We start from the raw sequence: 15104 nt of genomic DNA, 5'->3' as shown, positions 1-15104 counted from the left end.
AATATTAACTTACCATTTTACAGGTTGATCGCTTGAACCTGGCGTCATTTCATAGCCCGGTGATGAATCATAAGATTGACCAGTCTGAGACTGTACAGGCTGTAATTTTAAGCCCTGTAAAATTTCCGGGTTTAAGCCCTGAGCAATTTTATCCGCCGTACTGTCATTTAAACTATTGGTCAGAATATTCTGTGTCATTAAATTAGACAGAGTTCGATTGAAAGTGCCCGCTGCTACCACTTTACTGGTATTGGCTTCAATGACACGCCAGCTTAAACGCACTTGTTCAGCGCCGGCATTCAAACCATACATTTGCTGATGGCTGGCACTAGACAGATCATTAATTCGTCCCACCAGTAAATAGTCTGCTCCAACTTTCTGACCGATACGCGCCAGCTCATGCGGTGCACCATCCCAATACAGGAATGCATTTTCAGACTGCATTTCATCCAGATAATGACGATCTACCACACTCAACTGTCCGCTTTGAGCCAGATAATTTCCTAAAGTATCGGATAATTCCTGACTAAACTCATAGGCAGATGTGTCATTGGCCAGTCGGTTATTTTTCTCGGCCATCTGGAATGGCAATACTGCAATCCTGCGCAAATGCTGGTCTTGTACAGTCGATTCAAACTTCACCACATGTGCGCGAACTTTGGCACGGTAATTATTTTTTGCTCCGGATACACTGAGTACCTGGAATTTGGTAACTGAACCTGAACCTTGGTTGGCCACACTAAAAACTGGTGAAACTTTACCGTTATAACTCCAGCCCTGATTATTCACCGATACAGAAACAGTCTCTTCATAATTCATTTGGGAAGAAACTGAAGCACCATTTACCGATTGCACAGCAATTAATAAGGCTTCAGAAATCGCCTGGTGTTGAGTTGGACCACTTCCACTGGCTTCTTTAACCACTTCTTTAATGGCTGCAAAGGCCGGAGCGCTCAACAATCCAGACAACAGGCCTGCAAGTAATATTTTTTTCATATTATATTCTTCTACAGTCACTGTGCCAAAAGCACAGTGACCTTCATTGAAATTACAGACCAAAAGTCGAGCGTTTGCCTGCCTTACGGATTTCTTTCTCGCCAGTCCACTCTACGATACCAGTTTGCAGGTTTTGCAATTTAAAAGTGAACTTGTAATACACATCACTCTTGCCACCGGCATTCTTCACAATACTCGACAAGTTGCCATTTAGCATAAATTCGGCACCAATATGACCACCGGCACGTACTGCTGTTGACTGGTTCACCATACCGCTTTGCTTTTGATAAGCTAGCTGCTGTGCCACCGCATTCACCGATTTCATATCAACAAAACGAAATTTTCCAGAATTGATTAGTTTGTTCTGAATACTGTCAGTAATCGATTCGGTATCGATATGTTCCTGGGTTTTGTTATGAATCCGATCAAGGACAATGACCGGACGGCGGTTTTGGGTCATTTGCACCACTGGCGGGAACATCAACATGTCATCCACCATTTTGGCTGCAATCATTTGCAAGTCAGTTGAACCAAAGTCTGTGGTTAAGGTTTCGACTGCTTGGGCATCACCATAACTTACTGAACCAGTAGAGGCACAGCCACTAAGCAGTGTCGTAGTTGCCAATGCGGCGAAAATCAATTTTGCGTTCATTTCAAGTCTCTCTTATTTTTTCAAATACACAACAACATCAACAGCAGATGGATTTGGCGCCAAGGACTGCACACCTTTGGTTTCACGTCCGGTTAACTGGATCGGCTTCCAGATGGCACCTTCAGGATTAACTTCCACACCTTGTGCATCCACCCAAACAATCTTGTAGCTAAAATCTTTATTGTTAAAACGGCGGTTTTTGATCGCGATTGAAGCACGCTTTAAATCACCAACCAAGCTCATATTCACACGTTCCACAAAGACTTCCGTAGTTAATACCGGATTATTGGTAATGGTGCGGATACTCATTTCATTATTGGCATTGGTTTGGGTAGATAAGGCATTCGGTGCGGTACAACCCACCATGAACAGCGCCCCTAAACCAAGTACAGCAAAGCTAAATTGACGTTTCATATTGTTCCCTTATTTATGATTAATGTGGAATGGTGCTTACACTAGCCGTAATTTTGTCATTAACATGATGGGCATAGACAAACACTGTTTGATTGGCTTTCACATCTAGGGTGACCGGAGAGCTAGATACAATCCCGCTAGAAAGTTGTAAATTATGTTTGCCCGGCGTTAAATTTAAGCGCGCAATCTGGGCATTACTCGGCAAGGTACTCCAGCCACGCAAGTCAGCACGCTCAGTCGCCATATTTAAGACGTTACCGGCAAGTTGACCAAACACACCAAACTGGTTACCAAGTTCTTTTTGTGCAGCATATTTTGCAGTGGCGCGCAGCACCTGACTGCTCACATTCGCCATAATTTTTTCTTTGAGGTCCTTGACGGCCAAAGCACCAATATCACTAATCACATAACTGTCTTGTAAAGCTTTATTATTGACTTTCACTTTCAGGCTAGTTGGTATCACATAGGTACTTGGTTCATAGGTCGCAAAAGCAATATTGATTAAACCGCCCGGTGTAGGGACATCAATTTTATTTTCCACCTTTTGCGGTACAATTCCCTGTTCGATAAATACAATCACCGGAACACTACCCTTCTTATGCTGTGTGACCAGTTGATCCAGACGTTTCACGTCTTCGAAAATTTGCTTATCTGGTTGTAACTCATAAGCTTTCTTATAATCAACCAAGGCATCATTGTATTCACCCAAGGTTTCCCATAAATTGGCTGCCATATAAAAAGCGTAGGCATTCTGATAGCTGTTCTTAATCTTGCCGGCTATGGGGTCCAGACCGACAAAAGCTTCATCCAGCACACTTAGATTCTTCTCTGCTTCCGTGTTTTTAGCTACTTTGTCTTTTTTCTTTTCTAGTTCTTTTTGGTGCAACAATTCGATTTCACGCTGGAGGCCCTGAGCCACGCGCATTTCTACCGCAGCAGCTTCCAGATCCTTTAAGAAAATATAGTTTTTAGCTTGGGAAATATGCGCCAGCACCTGCTCATGTGCTGGTACCAGATAAGGCACTACAGAGTCATTGCTGACCATGGCAAGAGCCTTAAACCCCATTCGGGACACACTAATTTTGGCCCGATTTTTTTGTTTTTCTAACAGCGTAAAGGCTTGCTTATAATAATCTCGGCTTTCTTCATATTGATGGTTAACTTGTAATAAGCGGGCTTGTTCAAGTAAATATAAAACTCCATCCTTTGAATCAGCTTTGTCCTTAAACTGAGTAATGAGGTTTTCAGATAAAGCGCTATTCAAATGACTACGGAAAAAACTACCTTCTTCATTATAACTACTAAATACTGCTGCCTGTGAAGTGACCGACACAGAAAATAGCGCAGAAATTAAAGTCCCTTTTAAAATATGATGCATAACAACCCCATTAAAAAAATAAATTAAAGATGAAAATTTCTGCATTCTACAAACAAAGCAATATGGTTTCAATGTGTATATTTTGTATAATAATTGAAATATTCTGTACAATATATCGCAAATTTATTACATAAATAAACAAATATTATAGTTTGTTATGTAATATTGACCATTTTTTAATCACTAGAAACTATGTATCGAAATATAGTTAGAGCTTAATTAATGAGCTGAGATTGTAATAACTTGCCTTTAGTTTTCAGATAAATTCTATTTAAAAGCAAGAAACTATATATAGTCTACTTTTAACCATGAATGATCTATTGTTATTATTTATCATTCCACTACAATATATTTAATATTTTTTATTAAAATTTAAGTAAGTTTTTACTCGGTTTATCTGGCTGTTTTAGCATAAATAAAAAACGCTTAAAACTACCTCCCATCATTTAAATAAAATCACTGAAGGTCTTTTTAAAAGGAATTTTAAAACCGGCCTTAACCTGTTCATGCCTGATTTACCCCATATCCAAGTTGTCAGCCTAAGCATTTTATGGGATAACTAGCAGGAAGAAAGCCGCTGTTTGAGTGATTACAATTAGGCCCGTAGGCCATGCTTCACTTTTTCAGACTGCATAGCATACTGACTTTGGGAGAACTGCTCAGGTGACCAAACAGTTTCTGACACATCGTTGTCTGATTGCACCGCCGCATGCGAATGATGATTTTTTTGCCCAGACGGTCATTTATCTCGCTCGTCATGATGAAGATGGTGCCCAAGGCATCATTATCAATCGACCTGCCGGCATTCAAATTAAAGAATTGCTGAATGATCTTGATATTGAAGCAGACAATGTTAATCCGCATGAGGTATTGCAAGGCGGTCCTTTACGTCCTGAGGCCGGTTTTGTCTTGCATACCGGTCAGCCGACCTGGCATTCCTCCATCGCCGTGGGTGAAAATGTCTGCATTACCACCTCCAAAGATATTCTGGATGCGATTGCGCATAATGAAGGTGTCGGGCGCTATCAGATTGCCCTCGGTTATGCCAGCTGGGGCAAGCATCAGCTGGAACAGGAAATTGCCCGTGGTGACTGGCTGATATGCGATTCTGATATGGATCTGATTTTTAACTTACCTTATAACGACCGTTGGGACGCTGCCTATAGAAAAATGGGCGTAGACCGCAACTGGTTATCTTCCGAGATTGGACATGCCTGATGTAAACGCGCCACAAACCATTATGGCGTTTGATTTTGGTACACAAAAAATGGGAATGTCGGTTGGACAATCCCTGATTGCAAGTACCAATCCCCTACCCTTATTTCCCATGAAAGATGGTATTCCCAACTGGGATGAATTGCTCAAAATCGTGAAAAGCCATCAACCGAATTTATTTCTGGTCGGTTTGCCATTGAATATGGATGATAGTGAATCGGAGCTGTCGACACGGGCGCGAAAATTTGCCCGCCGTTTACGTCATCAGACCAATATTGAAACCTGGATGGTAGATGAACGTTTGACCACCCGTGAAGCACGCGATGAACTGGGGCATTATCAGGCTCAAGGTCGTGGCAAGAAAATCTCTGCCGACAGCATTGCGGCTGCATTGTTGATTGAAAGCTGGTATCGCCATCCAGCTGGGATCACGCCTTAATCTGTTTTGAAAATTTTTTAAATCAGCATCCTTCAGGGTGCTTTTTTATGCTCCAAAATGCTTCTTAAGGATAAAAATAACGAAAGGTCAGGTTAATTCGTGGTGTTAAAACTTTGCTGGTTTTGCTGATACTGTGCTTCCAGTGTTGCTGTGTCGCACCTCGCATCACAATCAACTGCCCACTATGTAAAAGTACATCGACTTTCTCATTGTGGGTTTTATGCTTAAAGCTCATTTTGCGGGTGGCTCCCAGACTCAGAGAAGCGATGACATTTTCCCGAGAAGTACCTGTATATAAAGCCGGCTCATCATCACTATGCCAACCCAAGCCTTGCGAACCATCTTCATACAAATTGGCCAGACAGGAATTAAAGGGATGACCGACCAGAATTTCAATATGCTGCTTTAAACGGAATAATCCGGGTGTCCATACCTGAGCTTGTTTGAGCGTACCAGAATAACGATACTGATAATGTTCATCGCCATACCAGACCACCTGGCGACCTGTGACATGGTGCTTGCCAAATAAATGCACTTCATCATGTTGCCAGGCCAGCTGACTGAGAAAATGCTGTAGATACTGCTGGCTTTGTTCCTGATCCAAAATCAGGCCATAATCTTCTACTACCCCATCAAAAGGTAATACATTGGCTTGCGGCTGGGGTGCAAATAAATCGAGCGTCATATCAATCAGATCCAGTATCCACATGAAAATACTGACATTCGACCTAAAAGATTACAACTGCTCTTCACAAATGACTACAACATTTATGCTTGTGGCTTGCCTAATTCCTGCCTAGACTGAATTCAATTTTCACAATAAAAATAATCCTTTTATGAACTTATGGCAGCTGTTTCAGAAACTTCGTCCCTTTGTTCAGCCTTACCGGTTGCTGGTGATTGCCACGCTGATTCTGACCCTGATCGGTTCATTCACCGCACAGGTCAATGCCATTACCTTGCAATATGCAGTCGACAGCATCAATTCGCTACTCGAAACCGGTCAAGGACTGGAGCAAGGCTGGCATATTCTGATCACGATTTCGGCGATTTTGCTTGGCAAAGAAATTATCAATGCCTTTGTCCAGTTCGGGCAGAAGTTCTATGGAGAGAAACTGCGGATTTTTGTCTCTCAGGATCTGGCCCAAGGGATTATTGAAAAGTTTTTAAAATATCGTCTAGAATTTTTTAATCAGGAAAATAACCAGGCCGGTAAATTACAGACCCGGATTGACCGTGGCATTGGCTCACTGACCCGTCTGGTACAAATCTTCTTTATTGATATTTTACCATTATTTACCAGTGCCATTGTGGCTTTGGGGTTGATGTACTATGCCAATGTCTATGTCGGTCTGGTTGCAACTGCCATTGTCCCGATCTATTTCTGGCTGACCTATAAACAGGCGCAAAAACTCGGGGGCTGGCGCCGCAGTCTTCGCGATGGCCGGGAGAAAAAGAGTCAAGGCATTCTCAGCATCATCAATTCGATTACCGTAATCAAATCCTTTAACCGCGAATCGATTGAATCGGAAAAGCAGTTGGGATTACAGCGCGAACTGACCGACAATCAGATGAAAACCCGCCAGACCAGTTTCCTGTTTGATGGCCTGAAAACTTTTCTGGAACAGATCGGGATTGTACTCATCATTATTCTAACCTCCTACTTTGTGCTGGATGGCCAGATGAGTATCGGCATGATCATGTTTCATGTGCTGCTATTTAACAATGTCTCTGCCCCGATCCGATCCCTGCACCGGATTTATGATGAAGTGAATGATGCCATGATCTATTCAGAAAGCTTTTTCAAGATTCTGGAAGCCGATGATGAAATTGAACAAAGCGGTCAGCAGAAACCGGTTGTCCAAGGCAAGTTTGAACTCAGTGGCGTGAATTTTTATTATCCAAACGGCCACCATGCTCTGAAAGATATTGATATAGAAATTCGCCCCAATAAAATTACCGCCTTGGTGGGCTTATCGGGTGCCGGAAAATCCACCCTGATCAGTCTGCTGGATAAATTTTATGAACCGCAGCAAGGCCAGATCAAACTGGATGGCATTAATCTGAAAGATTATGACACCCAATATCTACGCGATCATATTGGTCTGGTCTTGCAAAAAAACCATATTTTTCAGGGCACCATCTTTGACAATATCCGCTACGGCAAAACTACTGCCTCAATGGAGGATGTAATTGAAGCGGCAGAAAAAGCCTCGATTCATGAGCAGATTTTACAGTTACCGGATGGCTATGACAGCGATGCCTTGATGCTGTCTGGCGGCCAGCAGCAACGGATTGCCTTGGCACGGATGTTCCTGAAAAATCCACCGATCATTTTTCTGGATGAACCGACGGCGAGTCTGGATGCAATTGCCACGGAACAGATCAAACAAAGTCTGGACCAGATCAAGCAAGGCCGTACCGTGATCATCATTTCGCATAGCCTGTCGCAGATTATTGATGCGGATTATACCTATGTAATGAAAGAAGGAACGATTGCCGAACATGGTGAACACGACCAGCTTTATCATCAGCAAGGCGTATATAAGGAAATCTTTGATGCGATGGCCAAAAGCCTGAATATTGAAAAAATTGCCAAAACTTTTGAAGAGGATGCTGAGGAAGAAACCCATAGTTAGCTTTTCTATCCCAATAAAAAACCTCCGAGCTGGAGGTTTTTTTATTTAAGTCTGGAACGTTTAACGCTGAACTTTCTGTTCAATTTCTTCAACGCTGGTATGACGCACATCAAAACCTTTGACCATATAGATCACCTGTTCCGAAATATTCCGGGCATGATCGCCAATTCTTTCTAGCGAACGCAGCACCCATAATACATTGATGACACGACTGATATGCCGCGGATCTTCAATCATATAAGTCATAAGCGTACGTGTGGCTGATTGATACTCACGGTCAATATCCGCATCTGCCAACATGACCTTCAAAGCTTGATCTACATCCAGACGCGCAAAAGCATCCAGTGCATCATGAATCATCACCCGCACCTGGTTGCCAATATGCCGGGTTTCCATATAACCGCGCGGTGAGCCGCCCTCTTCACATAAGCTTTGTGCAATTCGGCCTATTTTCGAGGCTTCATCGCCAATCCGTTCCAGATCGGTATTGGCCTTGGACATGGCAAGCACCATACGTAAATCAATCGCGGCAGGATGACGGCGCGCCAGAATCAGGGTCAGCGCTTCATCAATATCTCGTTCCATCTGATTGACGACATTATCTTGAAACTGCACATCTACTGCCATTGAGACATCTGTGTCCAATAGGGCATGAATGGCATTAGCTACCTGCTGTTCTACCAGTCCGCCCATCGTCATGAATTTGGTATTTACGTCCTGCAGTTCTTCATTAAATTGCGAAGAAATGTGATGACTTAATACAGGATTATTTGGACACAAGGAAAGCTACTCCTGAACGATAGAGGACAATGATCAATAATAAATCATATTAAAGCATATCTATGATGAAAGTTTGATGACAATAGTAGCCTCATAGAGGCTGAGGCGAATCATATTCAATTAGCCAGGCATTCAGCTCTGCCAGTTCCTTTTCGGTTAACTGCCCGACCGAGGCCTGCAATTGCAGCACATGCAACAGATAATCATATTTGGCATTCAAATAATCGGTCTTGGCAGAAAAGGCATTACGCTGTGCCAGCAACACATCGACCATGGTTTTTAAGCCTTCCTGATATTGGGCTCTGGACGCTTGTGAGACAATTTCCGAAGAGTCCATCGCGGCTTTACGTGCATTCAGTTTGGCCTGATCGGTTTCTACCTGCATAAAGGACTGTTTCACATCGGTATTGGCTTTACGGATGGCTGCATCCAGTTGCGCTTCACTTTTTTGCACATTAACGCCGGCCTGACGGATACTTTTTTGCGTGCGTCCACCGCTAAATACATTCCAGTTCACCTCCACCCCAATCTGGTCGAAATCTCCATTGCTGGACATGATCGTAGCCGGACTTTGCTTTAAATAGCCATAGGTTCCGACCGCTTCGACCTGCGGATAGAGCGCAGCCTGTTCGACCCGTTTGGCATCTTCAGAATAGCGCTTTTGCAGACGCGCTTGCAGAATATTCAGATTTTGGCTTTGTGCTAATTCGGTCCAGGACTGCATATCACTTGGAACCGGTTTCTGGAACTGGAAATCGTTGCGTAATACCGCCAGATTTTCCTGATAAGAGCCGATTAACTGTGCCAGCTGTTCTTGGGCCAGTACCAGCTGAACTTGAGTCGAAATCCGGTTGGCCTGGGCACTTTGATACTGGGCATTGGCTTCACTGACCTCACTGCGCGCTACCAGACCTTCTTTCAGCTTGGCATTCATCATCCGTAACTGCTCAGACAGTGCCTGCTCTTCCTGTAAATAAGCCGTAGTCAAAGACTGCTGACGCAAGACATTAAAATAGGATTCGGCCACCTGTAAAATATGCTGCTGTTTTTGCAGACGCAGATTGACTTCACTGAGTTCGACCGAGGTCTTGACCTGCTTATAACCTTGCCAGGCATCCCAGCGAAATAAAGGTTGGCGTGCGGTTAAGGCCACCTGACGGCTGGTTGTACTGGAACTTTGCAACTCACCAAATTCAGCAGGCAAACCTTCAGACTCTGAGTTGTTGACGGACTGGTTTTTACGGGTGACATTGCCTGAAAGGGACACGGTCGGCAGCAAATTGCCGCTGGCAATCCCCAGATTGAGCTGATCGGCCTGATACTGCAACACATTCGCCTGCCAGTTCGGGTCATTTTGCTGGGCGCGCGCATAGGCTTCTTGCAAATCCAGTGCAAAAACTGCCGGACTACTTGCCAATATCCCCGCCATGACACTGAGTTTTAATTTCATTTTATAGTGTTAACCCCTAACAGCCATTCAGATTAAAAAATTCTGGCGCTTTAAGCTCAGCCATACTAAAGAGATCTCTTGAATTTTTACGTATGATTTTTATTAACTTTTTAATATAACTATCGCGTTTTATTCACGATTAATTCAATTTTCAAGATCTCTGTCTGCAATGTAACAAAGCAATTCACAATACTAAACATAGTATTTTAATTTGATCTATACAATATACCTCCCAGTAAGGCCGTTATTTTCTGAATTCACCTATATACAGAGTCCTGAAGCATAGTGTTAATGCCATTCCCGTCGATATTCAAAGCCTGTTTGATTGCTGGTAGCGTGCTGCTTCTTGGGGGCTGCCAACAGCCTTCAGATCCACAGATCCAGGTCGAACAGACTGAGACGAAGCAAACGCAAAGTCCAGTCAGTGACTTTAGCCTCATGTGCCAGAATATTGAAAAAAATATGTCCCAGATTAATGACCAGCGCACGACGTTTGCGCTGGAACAAATTAATCAGGATCTTAAAGTGTGCCTACCGTTGATGGAATTGGCGGAGCAGAAGCACCTGATGCAACGCTCTACCGAAATGTATCAGCGCTTTTTAAAGGTAGATCGCACCGAATTTCAGCAACGCGCCTTTGAGCAGTATGCACTGGAAATGGCCCAGCATCCGACCATTCAGCATGCGCATTTTCAACAGCTCACCTCACGTGACCAGTATCTGTTAAAACACAAGGGGCAGGCTTATGTAGAACTGCTGGATCTGGGTGATGGCACTTTACATTATCGCCGCAGCCCGGAATATCTGGTGCGTATTTTTGCCCCTTATTTACCGGCCGCTGAAAAAGCCTTTATTGAAAATCTGGCGGAACAGAATATGGAACCGGTGCTGGTAGAAAAACGCCTGCAGATTGAAGCCGCTGATATTGCAGCCCGCAGCCTGCTTTGGGAAGATTATCTCAAGACTTATCCGAATAGCAGTTATAAACGCGATGCCGAATATCTGCTGAAGCAATATACCTATTTCCTGTTTAGAGGTACCGAGCAATCGTCGGTGTCTGAAGATTATCGTGATCGTTATGCTGTCGATACCAGTCATCTGGAAACCATTATTGAACTGTCGAGCGGCCAGAAATCCACGCTGTCCACACAGGCACGCCTGTTTCTGGAATTTCTGGACATGACTCCGGAACAGCGCCAGCAAGCCTTGCCTGCCGATTATAGAAACCGCTCGGAAGCAGAACAGATTCTGTACTATGCCCAGATCAGTCCACCCTCACAAAAATACGATAAAGACTGCTTTACTGATGCCATCTGCATCTAGTTCATCAGTGATAGAGTCAGTTCATTTGACAAGGTCTGAATTACTCCTTGCTTAAAGTTGAGAGATTTAGACCTGTTTATTCTGCCTAAACTGAGCTAAGCTTTAGCCTCGCTTGACGGAGCGCGAGTAATGCCTCGCTGAGATCATGTGATTCCTTTTATCGTTATCAGGAATTGAGCATGAGTACCGTTGAACCTGATCAGGTTAATACCTGCGTAGGAATCAAGCCAGCTAAAAACCCAGCCCTTGCTTTATCTGTTCAGGATAAATCTGCCTACGTTTTTGGTCGTGCTTGATTCGTTGATGTCATTCATAAGGATCATAGCCATGAACCAGTTAACGAATCTTTCTTCTGAAACTTCTCTCTCCGCTCATGAACAGGAAGCACGCGATTTAACGCGAATTCTGCCTGCCTCACGTAAAGTCTATCTGCAAGGCTCCCGTCCTGATATTCAGGTACCGATGCGGGAGATTTCCTTAAGTGAAACCCCGACCAGTCTGGGCGGTGAACATAATCCGCCATTAATGGTCTATGACACGTCTGGTGTTTATACTGACCCCGATGTGACGATTGACCTGAACAAAGGTCTGCCGAATATTCGTGAAAGCTGGATTGAGCAGCGCAACGATAGTGAAATTCTGGATCAGCTCAGTTCTGAATTTGGCCGCCAGCGTTTACGCGATATCCGTACCGCTGCGATCCGTTTCGCGCATATTCAAAAACCACGCAAAGCCAAATGCGGCCGCAACATCACCCAGATGCATTATGCCAAGCAAGGCATTATCACACCGGAAATGGAATACATTGCCATTCGTGAAAACCTACGTCAACTCGATGGTGTCGATATGCGCCAGCATCCGGGCCAGAATTTTGGTGCAAAAAACCTGACTGAAATTACGCCAGAATTTGTGCGTCAGGAAGTCGCCGCCGGCCGCGCGATTATTCCGGCCAATATCAATCATCCGGAACTGGAACCGATGATCATCGGGCGTAATTTTCTGGTCAAAATCAATGCCAATATTGGTAATTCTGCACTCGGTTCAAGTATCGAAGAAGAAGTCTCGAAAATGACCTGGGCGACACGTTGGGGTGCAGATACGATTATGGACCTCTCGACCGGCCAGAATATTCATGAAACCCGTGAATGGATTATCCGCAACTCTCCTGTACCAATTGGAACCGTACCGATCTATCAGGCACTGGAAAAAGTCAATGGTGTGGCCGAAGACCTGACCTGGGAGATCTTTAAAGACACCCTGATTGAACAGGCTGAACAAGGTGTGGACTATTTCACCATTCATGCCGGCGTGCTTTTAAGATATGTACCGCTGACTGCCAACCGTTTGACCGGTATCGTATCGCGTGGCGGTTCGATCATGGCGCAGTGGTGTCTGGCACATCATCAGGAAAACTTCCTGTATACCCATTTCGATGAAATCTGCGAAATCATGAAAGCTTATGACGTATCGTTCAGTCTGGGTGATGGCTTACGTCCAGGCTGTGTGCAGGATGCCAATGACGAAGCACAATTTGCCGAACTCAGAACTTTGGGCGAACTGACCCATCGTGCCTGGGAGCATGATGTTCAGGTGATGATCGAAGGTCCGGGGCATGTCCCGATGCATATGATCAAGGAAAATATGGACCTGCAACTGGAAGTCTGTAAAGAAGCACCCTTTTATACCTTGGGGCCTTTAACCACGGATATTGCACCGGGTTATGACCACATTACTTCAGCAATCGGCGCAGCAATGATTGGCTGGTATGGTACCGCGATGCTGTGTTATGTCACCCCTAAGGAGCATCTCGGTTTACCCAATAAAAAAGATGTCAAAGACGGCATTATTACCTACAAGATTGCCGCACATGCAGCCGATCTAGCCAAAGGTCATCCGGGAGCACAGGCCCGGGATAATGCCCTGTCCAAGGCGCGTTTTGAGTTCCGCTGGGAAGACCAGTTTAACTTGAGTCTGGATCCGGATACGGCGCGCAGCATGCATGATGAAACCATGCCGAAAGCGGCGCATAAATCTGCGCACTTTTGTTCCATGTGCGGACCGAAGTTCTGTTCAATGAAGATTAGCCAGAATGTTCGCGATTATGCCAGTCAACAGGCCAATCCTGATCAGCCAGCAACTTCTCAGGCCGAAATTGAAGCCGGCATGGATCAGATGAAAGCCAGCTTCCACAACTCTGGTCAAAATTTATACCACAAACTATAAAACTGTAAAAAAAACAGTTGTCTTCAAAAAAAACTCAGATAGGATGAAAATAAATCAATTCATTCTATCTGAGCATATGAATATTATTAAACAGGCCTCTTATAATAAAAAAGACTTTAGCGTAGAGGCACGTGAGTTCTTGTACCGGGGATTTATTCAGGTAGAAAAAGTCAGCCTGAAACATCGTTTATTTAATCAGGAAAGCTCAACCCCTATTTTGCAACGTGAGCTGATTCATCGGCCAGAAGCAGCGGGTGTGCTGATGTATAACCATCAACAGCAAAAATTCGGCCTGATTGAACAGTTCCGGATTGGCGGACTGGATGATATCGACTCTCCTTGGCAACTCGAAGTAATTGCTGGCGTTCTAGATGGCGATGAAGCGCCTGAAACATGCATCCGTCGCGAAGCACTCGAAGAATCAGGCTGTACCCTGGATGAGCTACAGCACATTTTTAGCTTTTATCCTTCAGCGGGTGCCTGTTCTGAGCTGTTCCATTTATATGTGGCCCAGACCGAATTACCTGAACAGGGCGGTATTTTTGGCATGCCGGATGAAGGGGAAAATATCCAGCTGCATATTCTGGATTATGCCGACATTCCTGCCTTGCTCAGGAATGGTCGCTTAAGAAATGCACCTGTCATTATGGCCTTGCAATGGTTGCAACAACATATTCATACTGCAGGAATATGTCTAAGGGGAAAGACATGAGTTTTCAGCAGTCAAGTACAAGTACACAGCCGGATTGGACCATTATCCAGATTTCTGATACCCATTTGATGGATCGGGAAGAGCTGGAATTTGCCCGGATGAATCCCGAGCAAAGTTTTCATGAAGTGATGCAGCAGATCCAACAGCGCTTTCCCCAAATGGATGCACTGATTCATACCGGTGATCTGGCGCAGGTGCCGGTCGAACAGACTTATCAGCGCTATTTAGCATTTGTCCAGTCTTTAAACGTGCCGCATTATCAGATTCCAGGTAACCATGATGATTCTCGGGTGTTCCCTTTTCACCAGAATGCGAATCAGGTACATGCCATTCATTTTGGCACCTGGACCATGATCCTGTTAAATAGTGCCGTTCAAGGCAAGATCGATGGCTGGGTGGAACAAGCTCAACTCGATCAATTGGACCAATTATTGCTTGAATTTAAGCATCAGCATGTCATTGTCGCTTGCCATCATCATCCTTTTGCGATGAAATCGTACTGGATTGATCAGCACCGGCTGAAAAATGCTGAAGATTTAAAAGATGTACTGGCTCGGCATCATAATATCAAGCTGGTTCTGTTTGGTCATGTGCATCAGGATTCCTGCAACGAATGGCATGGCATCTACTTTTTATCCACGCCATCGACCAGTGTGCAGTTTAAACCTAAAAGTGAAGATTTCGCGCTAGATCAGGCGGCACCAGGTTATCGTGTATTACATTTGCAACAAAATGGTGAGTTTGATACCTATATTGAACGGGTGGCATTGAGCCAGCAAAATATTAATACCGAAATTTCAGGTTATTAACTTTTCAATTTGTTTTTTTTGCATTACTTTATTGCAACCAAAGGAAATGTGATATGCATAGTCCAGACATCAAA

The 15104-nt window shown here is 44.2% G+C and carries 14 protein-coding genes and 1 riboswitch; of the genes, 7 read left to right on the top strand and 7 right to left on the bottom strand.

Annotation, left to right across the window (positions count from 1 at the left end; genetic code table 11):
- Positions 1-9: 9 nt before the first annotated feature.
- The 4 genes from FTV08_RS04755 to FTV08_RS04740 are packed head-to-tail and all read right to left on the bottom strand — an operon-like array spanning position 10 to position 3440.
- Positions 10-996 (bottom strand): CsgG/HfaB family protein, encoded by a 987-nt coding sequence (locus FTV08_RS04755; protein WP_180086787.1) that lies wholly within the window; start codon positions 994-996, stop codon positions 10-12.
- 52 nt (positions 997-1048) lie between these two features.
- Positions 1049-1648: a penicillin-binding protein activator LpoB gene (gene lpoB, locus FTV08_RS04750; RefSeq protein WP_005108476.1), complete on the bottom strand. Its 600-nt coding sequence runs from the start codon at positions 1646-1648 to the stop codon at positions 1049-1051.
- Between the two features lie 12 nt (positions 1649-1660).
- Positions 1661-2062, bottom strand: a complete 402-nt coding sequence (locus tag FTV08_RS04745) for a YcfL family protein (protein WP_005248406.1) — start codon at positions 2060-2062, stop codon at positions 1661-1663.
- 19 nt (positions 2063-2081) lie between these two features.
- A complete protein-coding gene (locus FTV08_RS04740; RefSeq protein WP_180086786.1) occupies positions 2082-3440 on the bottom strand; it encodes a COG3014 family protein in 1359 nt (452 codons plus the stop codon).
- A 663-nt stretch (positions 3441-4103) separates the two neighbouring features.
- Here FTV08_RS04740 and FTV08_RS04735 point away from each other — a divergent pair.
- The gene (locus tag FTV08_RS04735; protein ID WP_180086785.1) at positions 4104-4658 is read left to right on the top strand and encodes a YqgE/AlgH family protein; all 555 of its coding nucleotides are present in this window, start codon (positions 4104-4106) and stop codon (positions 4656-4658) included.
- Positions 4651-5094, top strand: coding sequence for a Holliday junction resolvase RuvX (gene ruvX, locus FTV08_RS04730; protein ID WP_180086784.1), 444 nt, complete (start codon positions 4651-4653; stop codon positions 5092-5094). The genes FTV08_RS04735 and ruvX overlap by 8 nt, the downstream gene beginning before the upstream one ends.
- Before the next feature lie 64 nt (positions 5095-5158).
- Here ruvX and FTV08_RS04725 read toward each other — a convergent pair whose 3' ends face one another.
- Positions 5159-5779 carry an alpha-ketoglutarate-dependent dioxygenase AlkB gene (locus FTV08_RS04725; RefSeq protein WP_180086783.1) on the bottom strand — a complete coding sequence of 207 codons (621 nt, stop codon included), beginning with the start codon at positions 5777-5779 and terminating at the stop codon, positions 5159-5161.
- Between the two features lie 151 nt (positions 5780-5930).
- On the opposite strand from FTV08_RS04725, the gene FTV08_RS04720 reads away from it, so the two are divergent.
- The gene (locus FTV08_RS04720) at positions 5931-7733 is read left to right on the top strand and encodes an ABC transporter ATP-binding protein (protein ID WP_180086782.1); all 1803 of its coding nucleotides are present in this window, start codon (positions 5931-5933) and stop codon (positions 7731-7733) included.
- Positions 7734-7793: 60 nt separating this feature from the next.
- Here FTV08_RS04720 and phoU read toward each other — a convergent pair whose 3' ends face one another.
- Positions 7794-8513, bottom strand: coding sequence for a phosphate signaling complex protein PhoU (gene phoU, locus FTV08_RS04715; RefSeq protein ID WP_005108465.1), 720 nt, complete (start codon positions 8511-8513; stop codon positions 7794-7796).
- A gap of 91 nt (positions 8514-8604) precedes the next feature.
- Positions 8605-9963, bottom strand: coding sequence for a TolC family outer membrane protein (locus FTV08_RS04710; RefSeq protein WP_180086781.1), 1359 nt, complete (start codon positions 9961-9963; stop codon positions 8605-8607).
- A gap of 291 nt (positions 9964-10254) precedes the next feature.
- On the opposite strand from FTV08_RS04710, the gene FTV08_RS04705 reads away from it, so the two are divergent.
- The 4 genes from FTV08_RS04705 (at position 10255) to FTV08_RS04690 (ending at position 15030) form a co-directional block, all read left to right on the top strand.
- Positions 10255-11286 (top strand): hypothetical protein, encoded by a 1032-nt coding sequence (locus FTV08_RS04705; protein ID WP_180086780.1) that lies wholly within the window; start codon positions 10255-10257, stop codon positions 11284-11286.
- A gap of 106 nt (positions 11287-11392) precedes the next feature.
- Positions 11393-11525: riboswitch (TPP riboswitch) on the top strand.
- 88 nt (positions 11526-11613) lie between these two features.
- The gene (gene thiC, locus FTV08_RS04700; RefSeq protein ID WP_180086779.1) at positions 11614-13509 is read left to right on the top strand and encodes a phosphomethylpyrimidine synthase ThiC; all 1896 of its coding nucleotides are present in this window, start codon (positions 11614-11616) and stop codon (positions 13507-13509) included.
- 76 nt (positions 13510-13585) lie between these two features.
- A complete protein-coding gene (locus FTV08_RS04695) occupies positions 13586-14221 on the top strand; it encodes an NUDIX domain-containing protein (protein WP_180086778.1) in 636 nt (211 codons plus the stop codon).
- Positions 14218-15030, top strand: a complete 813-nt coding sequence (locus FTV08_RS04690) for a metallophosphoesterase (protein WP_180086777.1) — start codon at positions 14218-14220, stop codon at positions 15028-15030. The genes FTV08_RS04695 and FTV08_RS04690 overlap by 4 nt, the downstream gene beginning before the upstream one ends.
- Positions 15031-15104: the final 74 nt, after the last annotated feature.

Origin of the sequence: Acinetobacter sp. YH12226 (assembly GCF_013417805.1) — a bacterium.
In the GTDB taxonomy this organism is placed as follows: Bacteria; Pseudomonadota; Gammaproteobacteria; order Pseudomonadales; family Moraxellaceae; genus Acinetobacter.
This window is presented reverse-complemented; position numbering and strand designations above follow the sequence as displayed.